The 18,347-nt window shown below is 71.3% G+C and carries 18 protein-coding genes and 1 pseudogene; 10 read left to right on the top strand and 9 right to left on the bottom strand.

Annotated features, from left to right (window positions below):
- The first annotated feature begins 93 nt into the window (after window positions 1-93).
- Both QH270_RS00450 and QH270_RS00445 read left to right on the top strand, forming a co-directional pair.
- Window positions 94-459, top strand: a complete 366-nt coding sequence (locus tag QH270_RS00450) for an ArsR/SmtB family transcription factor (protein ID WP_280338359.1) — start codon at window positions 94-96, stop codon at window positions 457-459.
- Window positions 456-929: an SRPBCC domain-containing protein gene (locus tag QH270_RS00445; RefSeq protein ID WP_280338358.1), complete on the top strand. Its 474-nt coding sequence runs from the start codon at window positions 456-458 to the stop codon at window positions 927-929. The genes QH270_RS00450 and QH270_RS00445 overlap by 4 nt, the downstream gene beginning before the upstream one ends.
- Before the next feature lie 68 nt (window positions 930-997).
- Here QH270_RS00445 and QH270_RS00440 read toward each other — a convergent pair whose 3' ends face one another.
- Window positions 998-2,215 carry an MFS transporter gene (locus tag QH270_RS00440; protein ID WP_280338357.1) on the bottom strand — a complete coding sequence of 406 codons (1,218 nt, stop codon included), beginning with the start codon at window positions 2,213-2,215 and terminating at the stop codon, window positions 998-1,000.
- Window positions 2,216-2,306: 91 nt separating this feature from the next.
- On the opposite strand from QH270_RS00440, the gene QH270_RS00435 reads away from it, so the two are divergent.
- Window positions 2,307-2,894: a helix-turn-helix domain-containing protein gene (locus tag QH270_RS00435; RefSeq protein WP_280338356.1), complete on the top strand. Its 588-nt coding sequence runs from the start codon at window positions 2,307-2,309 to the stop codon at window positions 2,892-2,894.
- Between the two features lie 14 nt (window positions 2,895-2,908).
- On the opposite strand, the gene QH270_RS00430 is transcribed toward QH270_RS00435, so the two are convergent.
- On the bottom strand, window positions 2,909-4,396 hold the full coding sequence (locus QH270_RS00430; protein ID WP_280338355.1) for a multicopper oxidase family protein: 1,488 nt from the start codon (window positions 4,394-4,396) through the stop codon (window positions 2,909-2,911).
- Window positions 4,397-4,768: 372 nt separating this feature from the next.
- Between QH270_RS00430 and QH270_RS34490 the strand changes: the two are divergent.
- Together QH270_RS34490 and QH270_RS00420 are read left to right on the top strand one after the other, a co-directional pair.
- Window positions 4,769-5,221, top strand: a pseudogene (locus QH270_RS34490) (histidine kinase); the annotation flags it as partial.
- A gap of 549 nt (window positions 5,222-5,770) precedes the next feature.
- Window positions 5,771-6,409, top strand: a complete 639-nt coding sequence (locus QH270_RS00420; RefSeq protein WP_280338360.1) for a response regulator transcription factor — start codon at window positions 5,771-5,773, stop codon at window positions 6,407-6,409.
- A gap of 142 nt (window positions 6,410-6,551) precedes the next feature.
- On the opposite strand, the gene QH270_RS00415 is transcribed toward QH270_RS00420, so the two are convergent.
- The gene (locus tag QH270_RS00415; protein WP_280338354.1) at window positions 6,552-7,433 is read right to left on the bottom strand and encodes an amidohydrolase family protein; all 882 of its coding nucleotides are present in this window, start codon (window positions 7,431-7,433) and stop codon (window positions 6,552-6,554) included.
- Complete coding sequence (locus QH270_RS00410) at window positions 7,430-8,467, bottom strand: nucleoside hydrolase (protein ID WP_280338353.1); 1,038 nt, start codon at window positions 8,465-8,467, stop codon at window positions 7,430-7,432. The genes QH270_RS00415 and QH270_RS00410 overlap by 4 nt, the downstream gene beginning before the upstream one ends.
- A 115-nt stretch (window positions 8,468-8,582) precedes the next feature.
- Here QH270_RS00410 and QH270_RS00405 point away from each other — a divergent pair, with 115 nt between their 5' ends.
- Window positions 8,583-10,130: an acyl-CoA carboxylase subunit beta gene (locus tag QH270_RS00405; protein WP_280338352.1), complete on the top strand. Its 1,548-nt coding sequence runs from the start codon at window positions 8,583-8,585 to the stop codon at window positions 10,128-10,130.
- Between the two features lie 5 nt (window positions 10,131-10,135).
- Here QH270_RS00405 and QH270_RS00400 read toward each other — a convergent pair whose 3' ends face one another.
- Window positions 10,136-11,350 carry an FAD-dependent monooxygenase gene (locus QH270_RS00400; RefSeq protein ID WP_280338351.1) on the bottom strand — a complete coding sequence of 405 codons (1,215 nt, stop codon included), beginning with the start codon at window positions 11,348-11,350 and terminating at the stop codon, window positions 10,136-10,138.
- A 105-nt stretch (window positions 11,351-11,455) separates the two neighbouring features.
- Between QH270_RS00400 and QH270_RS00395 the strand changes: the two genes are divergently transcribed.
- Window positions 11,456-12,025 (top strand): TetR/AcrR family transcriptional regulator, encoded by a 570-nt coding sequence (locus QH270_RS00395; RefSeq protein ID WP_280338350.1) that lies wholly within the window; start codon window positions 11,456-11,458, stop codon window positions 12,023-12,025.
- Window positions 12,026-12,041: 16 nt separating this feature from the next.
- Here QH270_RS00395 and QH270_RS00390 read toward each other — a convergent pair whose 3' ends face one another.
- Entirely contained in the window at window positions 12,042-13,424 is a 1,383-nt protein-coding gene (locus QH270_RS00390) for a CoA transferase (RefSeq protein ID WP_280338349.1), read from the bottom strand.
- Window positions 13,425-13,473: 49 nt separating this feature from the next.
- Here QH270_RS00390 and QH270_RS00385 point away from each other — a divergent pair, with 49 nt between their 5' ends.
- The gene (locus tag QH270_RS00385) at window positions 13,474-14,220 is read left to right on the top strand and encodes a thioesterase II family protein (RefSeq protein ID WP_280338348.1); all 747 of its coding nucleotides are present in this window, start codon (window positions 13,474-13,476) and stop codon (window positions 14,218-14,220) included.
- Here the strand turns inward: QH270_RS00385 and QH270_RS00380 are convergent.
- Together QH270_RS00380 and QH270_RS00375 are read right to left on the bottom strand one after the other, a co-directional pair.
- Window positions 14,201-14,581, bottom strand: coding sequence for a DUF2784 domain-containing protein (locus QH270_RS00380; RefSeq protein ID WP_280338347.1), 381 nt, complete (start codon window positions 14,579-14,581; stop codon window positions 14,201-14,203). The genes QH270_RS00385 and QH270_RS00380 overlap by 20 nt on opposite strands.
- Before the next feature lie 75 nt (window positions 14,582-14,656).
- The gene (locus QH270_RS00375) at window positions 14,657-16,087 is read right to left on the bottom strand and encodes an SDR family oxidoreductase (RefSeq protein ID WP_280338346.1); all 1,431 of its coding nucleotides are present in this window, start codon (window positions 16,085-16,087) and stop codon (window positions 14,657-14,659) included.
- Window positions 16,088-16,322: 235 nt separating this feature from the next.
- On the opposite strand from QH270_RS00375, the gene QH270_RS00370 reads away from it, so the two are divergent.
- On the top strand, window positions 16,323-16,874 hold the full coding sequence (locus tag QH270_RS00370) for a TetR/AcrR family transcriptional regulator (protein WP_280338345.1): 552 nt from the start codon (window positions 16,323-16,325) through the stop codon (window positions 16,872-16,874).
- On the opposite strand, the gene QH270_RS00365 is transcribed toward QH270_RS00370, so the two are convergent.
- On the bottom strand, window positions 16,871-17,230 hold the full coding sequence (locus QH270_RS00365; protein ID WP_280338344.1) for a hypothetical protein: 360 nt from the start codon (window positions 17,228-17,230) through the stop codon (window positions 16,871-16,873). The genes QH270_RS00370 and QH270_RS00365 overlap by 4 nt on opposite strands.
- A 256-nt stretch (window positions 17,231-17,486) precedes the next feature.
- On the opposite strand from QH270_RS00365, the gene QH270_RS00360 reads away from it, so the two are divergent.
- Window positions 17,487-18,191 (top strand): hypothetical protein, encoded by a 705-nt coding sequence (locus tag QH270_RS00360; RefSeq protein ID WP_280338343.1) that lies wholly within the window; start codon window positions 17,487-17,489, stop codon window positions 18,189-18,191.
- The last annotated feature ends 156 nt before the right edge of the window (window positions 18,192-18,347 follow it).

Below are 18,347 nucleotides of genomic sequence, written 5' to 3'. Positions count from 1 at the left end.
GGGGGGGGGGGGGGTTGGGGGGGGGGGGGCGCGGCGCCCCCCCCCCCGGGTTCGGGGTTGCGCGGAGAGGCCTCGATGTGAATACTTAGGTATGTGCCTAAGTATTCGAATGCCGAGCCGGACGGTGGACTCGACAGTGTCTTCCGTGCCCTGGCCGATCCGACGCGGCGAGCGATCGTCGAGCGGCTCGCCAGGGGCCCGGCCTCGGTCTCGGATCTCGCGGCGCCGTTCGACGTCGCCCTGCCGACGATCGTGCAGCACCTGAAGGCATTGGAGGCCGGGCGGATCGTGAGCTCGGCGAAGATCGGGCGCGTGCGCACCTACCAGCTCGCGCCGGGGGCCTTCGGGCCCGCGCTCGACTGGCTGCGCCACCAGCGGCCACCGGCCGAACGTCAGGTGGACCGGCTCACCGCGCTACTCGTGGAATCAGCGAAGAACTCAGAGGGAGAACAACAATGACCGACACCGTGACCCGCAGCATCAATCACGCCCAGTTCACCATCGAGCGCGAGGTGCCGGTGCCGCCCGCCGTCGCCTTCCGGGCATTCGCCGATCCCGCGATCAAGAGCGAGTGGTTCGGTGGCGAGGAGGGCTGGGAGCAGGGCGAGGTCTCCGTCGACTTCCGGGTCGGTGGCGCGGAGATCAACGAGGGCACCTTCGAGGGGAAGACGACCTCTCGTTTCGTCGCCACCTACACCGACATCGTCGACGACGAACGGCTCGTCTACACCTATGACATGTGGCTCGACGGCGCCCACATCTCCACCTCGGTCGCCACCTGGGAATTCGTCCCTACCGCCACCGGCACCAAGCTCACCCTCGTCGAATTCGGCGCCCACCTCGACGGCTACGACACCGGCGCGCAGCGCGAGGAGGGCACCCGGGAACTGGTCGAGAACCTGGTGCGCTACCTCGCCGGCCAGTCCTGACGATCGATGCGGCGCAGGCGCATCGGGCGTCGCTCCGGGAAGATCCCCGCGCGACGCCCGATCGATCGTCAGCGCCGGTGGCCCATTCGATCGGCGCGGATGATCGGGAGCGCGAGGACCGCCAGGGCAGCGCCGATCACGCAGACCGAGGTGAGGGCGACGCCCCGGGTGAGGGTGAGCGCGGCAAGCACGGGTGTGCCGCTGATCCCCAGCTGGAACGCCGACACCGTGGTGGCGCCTGCCAGCGTCGGAGCGTCCCCGGCCAGGGCGAACACCCGGCTGTAGAGCGCCGGATTCAGCACGAACGCCGCGACACCGAGCAGGAAGACCGTGGGCACCACCACTGCCGCCGACCCCATCGCCACGGCGAGGATCGAGGACAGGATCGCCATGGCGATCGTGCCTGCGGCCAAAGCCAGATGCGGTCGCCGGTCGGCGATACGGCCGCCGAGCGACAAGCCTGCGAAGGCGCCGATCCCGAACAGCGCGAGGATCGCCGGGACCCACACCGAGGGCACCGCGGTGACTTCGGTGAGCATCGCGGCCAGATAGTTGAACGTGATCATGTACGCCGCTGTGGTCAGGATCGTGATCGCGAAGATGCTCCAGAGCGCGGGAGTGCGCAGCGTTCGTAGTTCCCGCCGTACGTCCGGCCGGGCCATGGGCGCGGAACCGGTCGCGGGAGCGGCGATTCCGAGCAGCGACCCGCCGATGCCGACCGCGGTCAGGACGACGACGACCCAGAACCCGCCCCGCCAGCCGATGAAGTGGCTGAGCAGGGTGCCCGCCGGTCCACCGGCCACCATCGCGATACTCAATCCGCTCACCACCACCGCGGCGGCACGCGCGGTCCGCTCCGGGGGCACCATGGCGGCCGCGGTGACGGCGGCGACCGCGAAGAACCCCGCGTAGGCCACCCCGGACACCACTCGCGAGACCAGCAACAGCTCGTAGCCGCCGAGCAGTCCGACGGCGACACTCGCGGCGAAGACCGCCTGCGTACCGATCAGCGCCGTGCGCCGCGGCCAGCGCAGACTCAGCACCGCGAGCGGCGGCCCGCCGACCACGACGCCCAGCGCGAACGCGGTGATGAGCAGACCCGCCGAGGAGAGCGGGACGGACAGATCGGTGGCCACCTCCGGCAGCACACCGGCGAGCAGGAACTCCGCGCTGCCCATGGCGAACAGGCTGAAGCCCAGCAGGTAGACCCCGGCGGGCAGCCGGTGGCGGCCGGGCCCGGTCGGTGCGGGCGTGGATCTCGTTGCGGTATCCGTTGTTTCGGTCATGTCGGATCACCTCCGCGACGAGCGTCACCCTTCGCATGCTGTTTCGGCAAAGAATGTTGCCGAAACCGGGACAACTCGGTTCACTGGGCGCATGGATGATCAACCCGGCGTCGGCGCGGTGATCGACCAGATCGCGCCCCGGCTGCGGCGCGCCCGCGCACAGCGCGGCCGCAGTCTCGCGGAGCTGGCCGCGCTCACCGGCCTGTCGACGAGCACGCTGTCCCGGCTGGAATCGGGGCAGCGCAAACCGAGTCTCGAACTGCTGCTGCCGATCACGGTCGCGCTCGGCGTGCCGCTGGACGAGATCGTGGCCGCGCCGCGGGTCGTCGAGCCCCGGGTACGGCAGGAGCCGACGCGCCGCGACGGTCGCACACTGATCCCGTTGTCGCGTCAGCGGAGCGGTCCGCGCGCGCACAAGATGGTCATTCCCGCCCATGACGCGCAGCCGTACCCGCGCGCGCACGACGGGTACGAGTGGCTGTTCGTCCTGCGCGGCCATCTGCGGGTGCGGCTCGGCGACCACGATGTCGTGCTGGGGCCCGGCGAGGTCGCCGAGTTCGACTGCCGCATCCCGCACTGGTTCGGCGCCGCGCACGGGCGCGAGGTGGAGATCCTCAGCCTCTTCGGCGGACGCGGCGAACGTCCGCGCGTGCGGGTCCGCGGCGCCACACCGGCGTGATCGTGTCGAGGCGCTCAGCCGTGGTGCATGGTGCCCGTGTCCATGGCGCGCGGCGTGGCCGTCATGCCCGGCGCGAGGACCAGGAACTGGCCCATCATGCCCTGATCCTCGTGATGCAGCAGGTGGCAGTGGTACATGTACGGGAAGGTCGGATCGGTGTGGTCGGCGAAGTGCATGGCCAGCGTGTAGGTGACCCCGGGCGCGGTGTACACGGTGTCCTTCCAGCCCGACAGCGCCGGCGGCGGCGGTTTCCCGTCGACGGCCAGGATCTGGAACTGCACGTCGTGGACGTGGAAGTTGTGCGGCCAGTTGTCCTCGTTGCGGACCGCCCAGACCTCGGTGGTGTCGACCGGGATCGTCATGTCGACGCGATTCATGTCCATCCGCTGGTTGTTGATCATGAACCACTTCAGCTCGAAGGTTCTCGACGGGGTGGTGGTAGCGGGGGCGAGCGCGCGGAGCGGGACGAGTACGGCGGGCAGCGCCGCGGACGGATCGATCGTGTCGGCGGCGCGCAGCGACAGGATGTCGAAGGTGTCGTCGAACCCGAACTCGGCGGCCCGATCGATCCCGGCGCGATCCGCGATCGGCCGTGACCGCAGGACGGTCCGCTCGCCCGGCCGCAGGGTGACCACGATCTCGGCACGCTCGCCGGGACTGAGCAGGATCCGGTCCAGCCCGACGGGTTCCGGCAGCAGTCCGCCGTCGGTGGCGATGAGCTGGAAGCGGCGATCATCGGCGAAACCCAGATCGTAGAGGCGGCCGGACGACCCGTTGACAAGCCGGAAACGGACCCGTTCGGTGGTGGCGGTGAAGTGGGCATTCGCGATGCCGTTGGTGATCAGGGTGTCGCCGAGCAGTCCGACATCGGTGGGATCGGATTCGTCGAGGTCGCCGGCGGCGGTGAACCGCCGGTCCTGGATCACCAGCGGAATATCGTCGATGCCATAGCCTTTCGGGAGGTCGAGCGCGTCGGCGGCGTCGTCGTCGATCAGGAACAGTCCGGAAAGGCCGCGCTGCACGTGCTTTTCGGTCGCGCCGTGCGGATGCGGGTGATACCAGAGCGTCGCGGCCTGCTGGTTCACCGTCCAGGTCGGCTGCCAGCGCGCGCCGGGCGCGATCATCTGGTGCGGTCCGCCGTCGCAGGCCGCCGGGACGTGCATGCCGTGCCAGTGCACCGACGTCGCCTCGGGGAGATCGTTGACGACGGCGACTTCGACGGTCTCCCCGCGGCGGGCACGCAGTGTGGGGCCGAGCACGGACCCGTTGTAGCCCCAGGTCGCGGTGGCGGTGCCGGGCAGCATCTCGGTGGTCCCCGGCTGGGCTCGCAGGGCGAAACGACGCACGCCGTCGGCCCCGACCGCCGACGGTGCGAGCGGGGGGATCGGCAGGGCGCGAGCAGCGGCACCGGCCGCCGGGGGCGTCGTCGGGGCGGTGCAGCCTGCCGCGTAGACGACCGGGGTGAGGGCGAGGCCGGTGAGGAATCCTCGTCGCGAGACCACGTGTGCTCCTTGTCTGTGGGGAACCTCCAGCTTCGGGAGTGCCCGAGCCGGTGAACTCCGCCGTGCGGCCGGCGCGTGGCGGCGGGTTCCGGCCGCGCGGCTGTTGCGGACGCGCCGATCGCGTGCTAGCCGCCCACCGTCGCCTACCGTGGGTCCGTGATCGACGTGCGTGCCCACCGCGACCCGCTGCCCCTGCTGCGGTGGCTGCCGCTGGTGCTGATCCCGGTGCTGCTGCTGGCGAGCACGTATCCGGGCCAGTACCGGGTGCCCGCGCACTACTGGGTGCTCGCCCTCACCTCGGGTGTCGTGTTCCTCGCGGGTGCGCGGTGGCCGCTGGCGGTCTCGATCGCGCTGTCGGTGCTGGCCGTGCCGATGCTGCGGACACCGGCGTGGGGTGTGTCGGGGCTGGTGCCCGCGCTCGGCGCGGTGGCCCTGGTCGACGTGGTGGCGCGCACCCGTCACCGGGAGGTCGTCGCGGTGGCCACCGCGTGTTGGGCCGCGGCGGTCGTGCTGGGCCGGGTCGGACTGCACGACACCTCGATCGGTCGCGCGTCCACCGCGGTCGAGGCCGCGGCCTATGTGGGACTGCCGCTGCTGCTCGGGTTGTACCTGCGCGGACAGCGCGATCTCGCCGAGAACCTGCGGCTGCGCGCGGCCGACGCCGAAGCGCGCGTCCGCCTCGACGAACGCGCCGCCATGGCGCGGGAACTGCACGATGTGGTCGCCCACCACATGGCCTCGATCATTCTGCGTGTCTCGGTGGCGGGCCGGGTGGTGCGCGCGGCCGATCCGCGCGTGGTCGCCGTGCTCGACGACGTGCGCGCCACCGCCGCCGACGCCCTCGCCGACATCCGGCGCTTCCTGGCGGCCCTGCGCGATCCGGCGCTCGGGACCGTCTCGCTCGTCGAGGCCGACGCGCTCGGCACCGAGCTCGACGCCGCGGTGGGCCGGGCGAAGGCCGCCGGGTTCACCGTCGAGGCCGATCTCGACGTTCCGCTCGGCGGGCTCGACGCGATGAGCAGGCTCACCCTGCTGCGCCTGGTCCAGGAGTCACTGACCAATGTCATGAAACACGCGGAACGAGATGTGCCGGTGCGGGTACGGATCGGCGGTGGCGCGGCGGGCGGCATCGACGTCGAGATCGTCAGCGGCGGCACCGGTTCGGCGACTGCCCAGGGGCACGGCATCGTCGGGATGCGGGAGCGGGTCGCCGGCGGCGGCGGGGCCGGCCCCCCCCCCCCCCCCCCGGGGCGGGGGGGGGGGGGGGGGGGGGGGGGCCCCCCCCCCGGGCGCCCCCCCCACCGCCGCCGCCGAGGGTCAGCTGTGGGTGGTGCGGGCCTGGCTGCCCGACACCGTGCGCGGAGCGGACCCGCGGTGATCACGGTGCTGCTGGTGGACGACCAGCGTCTGGTGCGGGCGGGCCTGCGGATGCTCATCGAGGACACCACCGATCTCGCGGTGATCGGTGAGGCCGCCGACGGCGTCGAGGCGGTCCGACGGTTCGCCGAGCTCGCCCCCGACCTCGTCGTCATGGATCTGCGCATGCCCGGCCTCGACGGGGTCGCGGCGACCCGGCAGATCCTGGCCATGGCACCGCGCGCGAAAGTGCTCGTGCTGACCACCTTCGACGACGACGATCATCTGTTCCCCGCGCTCGCGGCGGGGGCCGCGGGCTATTTCGTCAAGGACACCGATCCCGCGGTCCTGCTCGACGCCATCCGGCGGACCGTCGACGGGGACCTGCTCTTCTCCCCGATGCTCCTGCGCCGCCTGGTCGATCGGGCGCTGTCGGCGCGTGCCGCGCCGAGCCCGGCGCCCGCCCCCGACCTGACGCCCCGGGAACTCGACGTCCTGCGCCTGGTCGCCGCCGGATACGGCAACCAGGAGATCGCCGAGCGCCTCCACCTCGGCGTGAGCACCGTCAAGAGCCACATCGCGAACCTGCTGGAGAAAACCGGCACCGACAATCGCGTGCGCCTGGCCGTCTACGCGGTCAGGCACACAGACCAGTGATACCGCGAACGTCGACGACATCGAGAAGCTGAGCGCCGGAATGGATCTCGTGATCGCGGCCACGAGGCCCGCCGTCGGCGCCGTTGCCGAACGACCGCGCATCGGCGGACCCGATTCGCCGTCGCCGCCCGATGACCGGTGCTCAGCGCAGGTCGAACAGGGCGACCGCGTTGTCGTGGCACACCTTGCGCAGCCAGTCGTCGCCGAGGTCGAGGCGTTCGAGCGCCCGCACGGCCTCGGCGTACGGGTAGGGGATGTTGGGGAAGTCGCTGCCGAACAGGATGCGATCGCCGAAGCGGCGCAGGCGTTCCCGCTCGCCCGGCGGGAACGGCGCCCCCGCCTCGCTGAAGTCGGTCCACACCATGGTGGTGTCGAGGCGCAGCAGCGGATACCGCTCGGCCAGATCGAGGAATTCGGTGTACTCGGGGGTGCCCATGTGGGCGACGATCAGGCACAGGCCCGGAAAGCGCCGCAGCAGTTCGGCGATGGGCCCCGGGCCGGTGAATTCGCCGGGCGCCGGACCGGATCCGCAGTGGATGAGTACGGGAACACCGGTCTCGGCGAGGATCGCCCAGACCGGATCGAGCAACGGGTCCAGCGGCGAGAACGCGCCGACCTGGATGTGCACCTTGAACACGCGCGCGCCGTCGTCGATGGCGGCGCGCACGTAGTCCGGTGCCTCCGGTTCGGGATAGAACGTCGCGGTGTGCAGGCAGTCCGGGGTGCGGGCCGCGAACTCGGCCGTCCACTCGTTGAGCCAGGCCGCCATCTGCGGCTTGTGCGGGTACACCAGCGACGTGAAAGCGCGAATGCCGAACTCGCGCAGGGTCTTCAACCGCACCTGCTCGTCGTCGCGATAGGTGATCGGCCAGGGTCGCCCGGTCAGCGGACCCACCTGATCGAAATAGGCCCACACCTTGCGCATCACCTGATCGGGCATGAAATGGGTGTGCACGTCCACCAGGGCGGGCAGCTCGAGGCGACGCCGGAAATCGGCGAGGTAGGCGGCGGTATCGACAGTCATGACAGCTCCGTGGACAGGCGGCGGGCCAGGGCGCCGACGCGGGTGATGAGGCGGTCGAAGAACACCGCGGGGTCGGTGCCGATCACGATGTCGGCGTTGGGTTCCCGGCCCCACATGCCCGTCCAGTCGGCGACGGTGGTCGCCCGGGTGATGGTGCCGGCCAGCTCGACGTCGACCGTCGCGGGCCGGGTCGTCACCAGCGTGGGGTCGAGCGCGACCGCGGCGGCGAACGGATCGTGCATGTGCGCCAGATAGCCGAGGTCGTAGAGCCGATGGAAGTCGAAGTAGAAGCGCACCGCGTCGACGAGGTACCGGATCACCGGATCGCTGGCCGCCGAACGCCATTCGACGCCCTCGTCCCCGGTGAGCGCCTCGATCGGCGCGCTGCCCGCTGCTTCGGCCAGCGCCACCAGGTGGGCGGGGCGCATCTCGATCGACTCGGTGATGTCGAGCGCGCAGACCAGGGGCCTGCGCTCCGGCGGCGCCGCCGAGAACGCGTCGAACACCTCCTTGGCGGCCTCCGGGTCGACGTGGATGTTCCACTCGTTCGTCGGAGTCGTGTTGCCCGGGTGATGGAATGCCCCGCCCATGATCACCAGGCGGCCCAGCAGCCGGGGCAGCTCCGGCTCGAGGCGCAGCGCCAGCGCGAGATTGGTGAGCGGGCCGGTGCACAGCCCGATCGCCCCGGGGTTGCCGCGGGCGAGCTCGACCCACATCCGCGCCGCGGTCCGGTCCGAGAGCGGACGCGCCGACACCGGCAGCTCGGCATAGCCAAGACCCTGCGGACCGTGGGTGTCCTCGGTGGTGCGCAGCGGGATCGCCAGCGGTGCGAGCGCTCCGGCGGCCACCTCGATCTCGCCCGCCCGCGCCAGGTCGAGCAGCGCGAGGGTGTTGGCGGCGACCTGCGCGGTCGCGACATTGCCCGCGGTGGCGGCGATCCCGAGGATCTCGGCCTCGGGGGAGGCCAGCAGGTACAGCAGCGCCAGCGAGTCATCGATTCCGGTATCGACGTCGAGGATGATCCGCTGCGGCACAGCTCGAGCGTAGCGGGGCCAGCGTGCGCCGTGCCGCGGGCCTGGGCGCCGGGTCGATTACGCTCGCTGGAGATCTGCAGACCGATAGCTCAACACTGGCGAGGGTAGGTGCATCGTGAAGGCGACAACCGCTGCGAAATTGGCAGAGTTGCGAAAGAACCTGGCAGCCGCGCAGGAGCCCGCGGGGGATGTGGGAGTCGCCAAACGTGCAGCGAAGGGGATTCCCAGTCCACGCGAACGGATCGGCATGCTGCTCGATCCCGGCAGTTTCGTCGAGATCGGGGCGCTGGTGCGGCAGCCGGGGGTGCCGGACAGCCTGTACGGCGACGGGGTGGTCACCGGGCACGGCACGGTCGACGGGCGGCCCGTGGTGGTCATCGCGCACGACCAGACCGTGTTCGGTGGTTCGGTGGGGGAGATGTTCGGCCGCAAGGTGGCGACCGCGATGGATCTCGCCGCCGAGATCGGCTGCCCGTTCGTCGCGATCAACGACTCCGGCGGCGCCCGCGTGCAGGACGCGGTGACCTCGCTGGCCTGGTACGCCGCGATGAGCAGGCGCCAGCTCGGGCTGTCCGGGGTGGTGCCGCAGGTGTCGATCATGCTGGGTAAATGCGCCGCGGGCGCGGTGTACGCGCCGATCAACACCGACGTGCTGATCGCGACCGAGAACGCGTACATGTTCGTCACCGGGCCGGAGATCATTCGCGAGACCACCGGCGAGGAGGTGACGCTGGAGGAACTCGGCGGCGCGTACAACCAGGCCCAGAACGGCACCATCCACCACGTCGCGCCCGACGAGCGGGCTGCCTTCGACTGGGCCAGGAACTACCTGAGCTACATGCCGTCCAACTGCTTCGAGCGGGGACCGGTCGTCAATCCCGGACTCGAACCCGCGATCACCGACACCGACCGCGAACTCGACACGCTCATCCCCGACTCCGACCGCGCCGGCTACGACATGTACGACGTGCTGGTGCGCATCTTCGACGACGGCGAGTTCCACGAGGTCGGCGCCTCGGCGGCGCGCAACCTGATCACCGGATTCGCCCGGGTGGACGGCCGCGCGGTCGGCGTGGTCGCCAATCAGCCGCTGGTCTTCAGCGGCGCGATCGACGCCAGGTGCTCGGACAAGGCCGCCCACTTCATCCGGCTCTGCGATGCCTTCGGTCTGCCGCTGGTGTTCGTCGTCGACACGCCCGGCGTGCTGCCCGGTGTGGAAGAGGAGAGGATCGGCGTCATCAAGCGGGGCGGGCGGTTCTTCTACGCCGTGGTGGAGGCGACCGTGCCCATCGTCACCGTCGTGGTGCGCAAGGCCTACGGCGGCGGCTACGCGGTGATGGGCTGCAAGCAACTCGGTGGTGACATCAATCTGGCCTGGCCGACCGCGCGCATCGCGGTGATGGGCGCCGAGGCCGCGATCGGGCTCACCCAGCGCAGGCAGTTGGCGGCGGTCCCGGAGGCCGAGCGCGACGCCGTCCGCAACCAGATGATCGATTACTACAACGCCGCCGTCGCCACGCCGTGGACGGCGGCCGAACGCGGCTACATCGACGCGGTGATCGAGCCGTCGCAGACCCGCCTCGAGATCCGCAAGGCCCTGAAGTTGTTGCGGGACAAGCGGGTCGAGCACGGGCCGCGCAAGCATCATCTGATTCCGCTGTAGCGCGGTCAGTAGGTCGGCAGGCTGAAGTCGTCGGTGTGGCCGAAGTAGATCTTCTTGGTGATCGGCCGCATCGGACGCGACATCATGATCCGCACGTTCAGCTTGGCCAGAGCCGCCATCGCGCGCGAGTTGGGCAGCATCAGCGCGAGGCTGCCGCCGGGAATCTCCTTCGCCTTGTCGAGGAAGGGGGTGATCACGTCCTGGTAGCGGCGTTGTGCGCCCGCCAGATCGGCCGGGGTGGCGGCGATCTCCTGGGCCAGGACATAGGCGCCGACGATGGCCATGGCGGTGCCCATGCCGCTCAGGGGTGAGCCGCAGTAGCCGGCGTCGCCGATCAGGGTGACCCGGCCGACGGACAGCTCGGGCACGTCCACGCGCGCGACCTCGTCGAAGTAGAAGTCCGGCGTGGTCGCCATGGCGGCCAGCACCTCGGGTGCGCGCCATCCCGCCTCGGCGAAGGTGCGGCGGATCAGGGCCCGCTGGGCTTCGGGGTCGCGGCGCAGCGCCGGATCGGGGGCGGTGCGCATCGTCATGATGGCCTTGCTGGTGGCCGGGTCGGCGTCCGGCCGGATGCCCAGCATCGCGCCGGGGATCATGCGCATCCCGAACCAGCCGGGCTCGATGCCGGCCGGGCTCGGCATGGTGAAGAACGCGCCGTAGGCGCCGAGGTTGGTGCTGAACTCCTCCTCCGGCCCGAAGACGAGGGCGCGGGTCGCCGAGTGCACGCCGTCGGCGCCGATCACCAGGTCGAAGCGCTCGGTGGCGCCGGAGGCGAAGGTGACGTCCACGCCCGCGTCGTCCTGGGCGATGGTGTCGATCCATTCGCCGTAGCGGTAGTCGAGGATGCCGGTGTCGGCGGCGGCCACCGCGTCCAGGAGCACCTGGTTCAGGTCACCGCGGGTGATCTCGATGTCGGCGACGATGCCCGCGCCGTCGAAATCCTCCATGGCCATCCGCGCGTAGATCTCGCCGTCACCGTCGACGTAGGACATGCCGCGCTCGTCGAGCTGGTATTCGGCGATGCCCTCGAGCAGGCCCATCCGCTCGGCGGCGATCTTGCTGGGCCCGCGCAGGTCGACCGCCTGCCCGCCGGGGCGGGGAGTGGCGGCGCGTTCGACCACGGTGGTGCGAATGCCGTTGCGCAGCAACTGGAGTGCGACCGCGTTGCCCGCGATCCCGCCGCCGGAGACCAGGACGTGCAGGGGGCTGGTGGTGGCCATGATGGTGCTTCCCGTCTGGAGAACGAATGTCTGAGACATATGTCTAACAGCAGTTGGCACGAATGTCTAGTACAAATGTCTTAGACGTTCCGGTAGGGTCGGGTCATGGGTAATCGGGAAGATCTGCTGGCGGGAGCGCGCAAGGTCATCATGGAGCGCGGCGTGGCCAAGGCGACCGCGCGCGATATCGCCACGGCGGCCGGGGTGAGCCTGGCCGCGATCGGCTATCACTTCGGGTCGAAGGAACGCCTGGTCACCGAGGCGTTGAGCGAGGCGCTCGGCACCGCGATCGGAGACGCGATGGAGGACGTGATCGCCGACGGCGCCGGCACCTCGCCGCTGGCCGGGTTCACGCGGTTGTGGAACGCGATGCCCGCGGTGTTCGCCGCCAATCAGGAGGCGATGCTGGCCAGCCTGGAGAACATCGTGCGAATCGTGCGCTCCGAGGAGGCCAGGGCCCAGCTCGGCGACCAGCTCGAGGCCGCGAGTACCGACCTGGCGGCCCATGTTCGCGCGGCGCATCCGGAACTGGACGCGGCCCAGGCCGACGCCATCGGCCGGATGTACTTCATCCTGGTCCAGGGCCTCGGCGTGCTGTGGTTGCTGAATCCGGGGCAGGTGACCGCCGACGGCGACCAGCTCGCGGAGGCGGTGCGGGCGATCGTGGGGGAGTGAGGACGAGCCGCCCTGCTCAGGCGGGGCGCTTCGGCCAGAAGGGTTGGGCCGAGCCGTAGGGCGGTGCGGGCGAGAAGTAGTCGGCGTAGTCGGCGAATGCCGGTGCGGCAGTGGTCACGTCATCGTGCGTGACCGCCGTGCACGGGTCGGGCTGTTCGGCGGCGGGGTGGTGCTCGTCGCGGTGGCCGGTAGCGAGGAGCCACGCGCCGGTGCGTGCCAGCGACACCCGGACCTCGCGGCCTCGACCGTCGGCCAGCCGATCGCGGAGCGCGTCCAGGACGCCCGCGGCGAGCAGGTAGCCGGAGCCGTGGTCGAGGGCCTGGGCGGGGAGCGCGCCGGGTCGGTCCGGTCCGCCTTCGATGAGCGCGATGCCGGAGGCGGCCTGCACGATGCTGTCGAAGCCGCGGCGCGCACCCCAGGGACCGGTCTCGCCCCACGCCGAGACGCGCGCGTGGATCAGGCCCGCGTGCTCCGCCGCGCGCAGGTCCGCCGTGGCCGACGCCCCGGGCCGGTAGCCCGTGACCAGCACGTCGGCCTCGGCGAGAAGTGCGGCGAACACCTCGGGATCGGCGCGCAGGTCGAGCAGGGTCGAGCGTTTGCCCTGGCAGGTGTCCTGGAACTGCCACTCGATCTCGGGCAGGTGCGGCGGATCGACGCGGAGCACGTCGGCGCCGAGCAGCGCCAGTGTGCGGGTCGCGACCGGCCCGGCCAGGACCCGGGTGAGATCGAGGACGCGCAGGCCCCGCAGTGGCTGGGCGACGGTGGCGCCGGGATGAACCGCTCCGCCCCGCGACTCGGGCGACGATGCCGGGCCCAGCGACTGTCCGGCGCCGTCCGACAGCGCGATCGCCACGAGCGGGCCCGCGGCGGCGGCGATACCCTGCGGGCTCGCCGCCCACTCGTCCTGCGCGCGCACGCGGACCGCGATGGCGTCCCCGGCGTGGGCCAGTGCTTCGATCTCGGCGGCGGACATGGTCGCGAACCGGGCGCTCGCGGCCTCGGCGGAGGCGTCGGCGGGCAAGCCGACGGCGGCGGCCAGGCGCTCGCGGTGGTGCGGGTAATTGGCGTGGGTGCGGATCCAGCCGTCGCGGGTGCGGAAGAACCCGGACAGCTCCGCGAACACCGACGGCGCCCGGCCGTGCCGCCGGAACAGCCGCTCGCTGCCGAACGCCGCGGCGATCCGCGCGGGCTCGAGGCGCACCGGCACGGTCGGCAGGCCCACCGCCGCGCGGAAGCGGTTCGCCGACTCGGCCGCCGCGGCCACCGATCCGGCGGCCAGCGCCCAGACCGGTAGCGTTGCCGCCAGCCGGGCGCCGGGATCGGGCTCGTCGGTCGCCGCCGACGGTGTGCGTCCCAGTCCGGTCTCGTAGGCGTGCACGAACTGCCGCGCGGTGGTCACGCCGACCAGCCTAGCGGCGCCGACATCAGATGAGGAGTGTGTAACCAGCGTGAATACCGCTGCGACGGAATGGCTTCGGGTGCTGCGAGCCGACCAGGCGGCCGTCCGTCGGCTCGTCTGCTTCCCACCCGGTGGTGGTTCGGCCCCCGCCTATCGGTCACTGGCGGGCCACCTCGGGGCCGGTGTCGAGGTGACCGCGGTGCAGTATCCGGGTCGCCAGGACCGGCTCGCCGACCCGGTGGTCACGGACCTGCACGAGTTGGCCGACCGGATCGCGGCGGACCTGTTGCGCCGACCGGGACCGGCCCGGGTGCTGTTCGGGCACAGCATGGGCGCGACCGTCGCCTACGAGACCGCCTGCCGCCTGGCCGTCGCGGGCGAACCCGCCGCCGCGCTGATCGTCTCCGGCCGCCCCGACCCGACCTATGTCGACACCGGACGCCTGCACCTGGCCTCCGACGCCGCCCTCATCGACGACCTCGAACGACTCGCCGCCGACCCGGCCCCCGTGCGCCTGCTGCGCACCGAACCGGGCCTGGCCGATCTCGTGCTGCCCGCGCTGCGCGCCGACTACCAGGCGGTCGAGACCTACGCGCACCGACCCGGCACGATGCTGAGCTGCCCGGTCCTGGCCCTCGTCAGCACCGAGGACCCGACCACCACAGTCGCGCAGGCCGAGCGGTGGCGCGGGGTGAGCGACGGCCCGTTCCGCCTGCGGACCTTCCCCGGTGGACACTTCTACCTCGACGAACAGCCCGCCGAGGTGGCCCGGGAGATCACACGGCACCTGAGCTGAGCCTGCGGTGGCGCTGGGACAGGCGCCAATAGCCCACCCACGACACGAGCACGGCCACCGCGGCCACCAGCCGGACGACGCCCAGCGCGCTGTCCGGGTAGATCACCCCGGTCAGATAGTGGTCGATGAACCCGGCCTCGGGCAGCTGGGCCATCCGGGCCTGTCCGCGCGCCCAGTTCTCGGCGTAGGTCAGCGGGCAGTCGAAGCCGATGAGAATGGTGCCGAATCCCCAGGACGCGGCGAGCAGATGGACGCCGATGGTCCGGGGCCACCGCCACGCCAGGAAACCACCGGCGACCACGTACGCGATGAACGCGACGTGGGTGACGGCGATCAGATCGGCCAACACCCGGTACGGCACCCCTCCAGGATAGGTACCCGCGGCTTGCTCCGGAATCATGATCAACATTCCGGTTCGGCATCGCTTGGGCGGCGATCACCAGGGGGACGGTCGATAGTCCTTGAGGAAGCAGCCGTACAGATCGACGCCGTTCTCGCCCTGCACGATCGGGTCGTAGACGCGGGCGGCGCCGTCGACCAGATCCAGCGGGGCGTGGAAGCCCTCCTCGGCCAGCCGCACCTTCGTGTAGTGCGGGCGCTCGTCGGTGATCCAGCCGGTGTCGACCGCGGTCATCAGGATCGAGTCGGCCTCGAACATCTCCAGGGCGCTGGTGCGGGTGAGCATGTTCAGCGCGGCCTTGGCCATGTTCGTGTGCGGGTGGCCGGGACCCTTGTAGCCCCGGCTGAACTGGCCCTCCATCGCGGAGACGTTCACGACGTACTTGCGCCGTCCCGCCGCGGCCGCCATCGCCGGACGCAACCGCGACACCAGGATGAACGGCGCGACCGAATTGCACAGCTGCACCTCGAGCAGCTCTGTGGCGTCGACCTCGGCGACCGTCTGCACCCAGCTGTTGGTGTGCGCGAGATCGGGGACGAGCCCGCCCGCGTCGATCGCCACCCCCGCCGCGATCCGCTCCGGCGTGGCCGAACCCGCGACGAGCGCCAGCTCGGCGACGTCGGCGGCCGACAGCGACGGTGTCAGCGAGGCGGTCAGCGCGGTGGGATGGGCCTGCATGGTCTTGCCGAAGGTGACCATCTCCGGCAGCGCGCCCACCGGCAGCGGGGCGGACTCGGCGTCGACCAGGGCGCTGTAGGCGCCGGCCGAGCGGCGCACGGTCTGCGCGGCGTTGTTGATCAGGATGTCGAGCGGCCCCTGCGCGGCGACGTCGTCGGCCAGCGCGACGACCTGGGCGGGATCGCGCAGGTCGATGCCGACGATCCGGAGCCGGTGCAGCCAGTCGGCGCTGTCCTCCATCGCGGCGAAGCGCCGGATCGCGTCGTTGGGGAAACGGGTCGTGATGGTGGTGTGCGCGCCGTCGCGCAGCAGGCGCAGGGCGATGTACATGCCGATCTTGGCGCGGCCGCCGGTGAGCAGGGCGCGCTTGCCGGTGAGATCGGTGCGGGCGTCGCGCTTGGTGTGGCTCGCGGCCGCGCACTCGGGGCAGAGCTGGTGGTAGAAGGCGTCGACCTGGGTGTAGCGCTGCTTGCAGATGTAGCAGGGCCGGGGCCGCAGCAGGGTGCCGGCGCTGGCGCCGGTGGTCGACGAGCTTATCGGGATGCCCGCGGTCTCGTCGTCGATGCGCTGCGGCGAGCCCGTGGCGGTGGCGGCGATGACCGCGCGGTCGGCGGTGGCGACCTGTTCCCGCGCCTCGATCCGGCGGCGCTGCTTGAGCTTTTTGAACATGTGCCCGACGGCACGCTGCACCGCGATCGAATCGGGGTGCTCCTTGTCCAGCTGTCCGGCCTGTTCCAGCACCCGCAGACAGGTCGCCAACTCGTCCGGATCGATCGTGTTCTCGGTCATCGGGGCGCGCGGCATTCCTTCGTGCGGGAGCGGGGGACGACACACATTGTCTCATTGGCCGCCGAGCGGACCCGCTGGGTATCGTGGTGGACCGCTGCCGCAACCGTGCGGCGGCCACCGAACCCGACGGAGCAGCCCGATTTCCCCGCTCGACACCGATACCGCAGACGCGCCGCGCAGGCGCAGGCTCGAACCCGACGAGCGACGCGCGCAGATCCTGGCCTGTGCCATCGACATGTTCGGTGAACGCCCGTACGCGGCGGTGTCGACCGCGGAACTCGCCCAGCGCGCCGGGGTTGCGCGCGGGCTGATCAACCACTACTTCGGCAACAAGCGTGACCTGTACCTGGCGGTCGTGCGTCGCATGGTGACGCTGCCGCGGCCGGAGAAGGTCACCATTCCCGAGGGCTCCCCGCGCGAGCGGGTCGACGCGATCGTCACCTGGCTGCTCGACACCATCGTCGAACACGGCACCACCTGGGTGAAGGTCACCAGTCACGAGGGCGTGGGCGACGATCCCGAGGTCCAGCAGATCCTCGACCAAGCCGACGACGCGGCCGCCGAACGCATGCTGGTGATGATCGGGCGCGCCGATCTGGCAGACAGTGCACACTTGCGCGCGATGGTCCTCGCCTACGCGGGGATGGTGAAAGTGGCGGGGCGCGAGTGGATCACCCGGGGCACGCTGACCAGGGAACAGGTGCACCGGCTGCTGAGCGACACGCTGCTGACCGTCGTCACCGAGACCATGCCGTCGGTGGAGCCGAGCCAGGACGCGGTGGGTTAGGACCCGAGTCCGCGTCGGCGCGGCTCCGGCATCGCGATCTCCCTGGCGCTGTAGCGCTGCGGACCCACGTGGCCCGGCGCGTGCCCGCTGCGGCCGTACGACAGTTCGATGCGCTGCTCGCGCCGGTGCTCGAACAGCAACGCCCCGACACCGCCCAGCAGGAACACCGCGGTGACGATGCCGGCAACCACGGCCCAGCCGACGTGGCCGGTCCCCGCGGCCACGAGCGTGCAGGCCAGGCCGACGACTCCGATCCCGCACGCGATGATCCCGGGCACGTTGTAGTCGTCGGCGAGCAGATCACCCGCCTGGGCATGCCAACTCGACCGGTCTGCGGGAGTGGTGCTGCCGGACATCGTGTCCTCCTCGCGGGCTCGAACTGCGCGCACTGGTCCACCTGATGACCAGCATGGACCCGCACCGGACCGGGAGGCAAAGATGTTTGCGGGTTCGTTACCGGCGTCCACACCCCTGGATCGGCGGGCTGTGAGCTGTCCGCGCATTTCGCGTTTGCGCTGAAGGACGGGTCGGGAGTCCCTATCCTCTTCGCGTAACCCGGTGCCGCATGGTGTTCGTTTCGCGCCGGGGGGATCGGAGAGGGACCCGGGGTTGATGGCACGCTACGAGGAATGGGACGACGACCCCGAGGAGGAGCTCGACGATCGGCGCTGGAACGGGCAGCGCTGGCCGCACGCGACCACCGAGGAGCGCGGGTCCGGTGGGGGTCGCGCCGAGCAGCCGCGGGTGAATCCGTACGCGATGGTCGCCCTGGCCGCGGCGCTGGTGCTGCTGTTCCCGATCGCGATCGTGTTCGGACTGCTGTCGTTCGGGCATCCACGGGGCCGGGGGATCGCGACCTTCGCGCTACTGCTCGGCATCGCCGAGGTCGCGGTCGTGGCCACGGCGGGCCTGGTGCTGTTCGGCGGGCTGGAGCTCGACGTCCCGGCGATGGCGCAGCAGCCGGCCACCGCGACGGCGGTGTCGACCACCATCCCGTCTCAGGGCGCGCCGACGGCGACGGCCACCGGGACCGTTCCGGTGGTGAGCCCGGTGGGCACCGTGGTCGAGAAGGGCACCGCCTGCTCTGCCGATCGCGCGGGCCTGCTCGGCGTCGCGGCGGACGGTGCCACGTTGCTCTGCCTGCGCAAGGACGGCGAGTACACCTGGTCCGGGCCGTTCAAGGTGTCCGGGTCGTACTACACCGCGGGCGCGGGCTGCGATCCGTCGGTCGACAAGTCGGGGCGCACCTCCGACAACCACGCCCTGGTCTGCGAGGGCAAGGCGGGTTCGGCCACCTGGGTGCCCTGGACGGAATAGGCCGTGGGGGGGGGGGCCCCCCGGCGGGGCCGCGCGGGGGGGGGGGGGGCGGGGCAGGGGTGGGGCGGTGCCCAGGGTGGTCGTAGCAGACCATGCGGTGGCGGGGGCGTAAGCGTGCGGGGAGGTGGCGGCGGTGGTTGTGGAACGACTCCATGC

The sequence above is a fragment of the Nocardia neocaledoniensis genome (assembly GCF_029868625.1).
Lineage (GTDB): Bacteria > Actinomycetota > Actinomycetes > Mycobacteriales > Mycobacteriaceae > Nocardia > Nocardia neocaledoniensis_A.
Note: the sequence above shows the minus strand (reverse complement) of the source record. Positions and strands in the feature narration are given on the sequence as shown.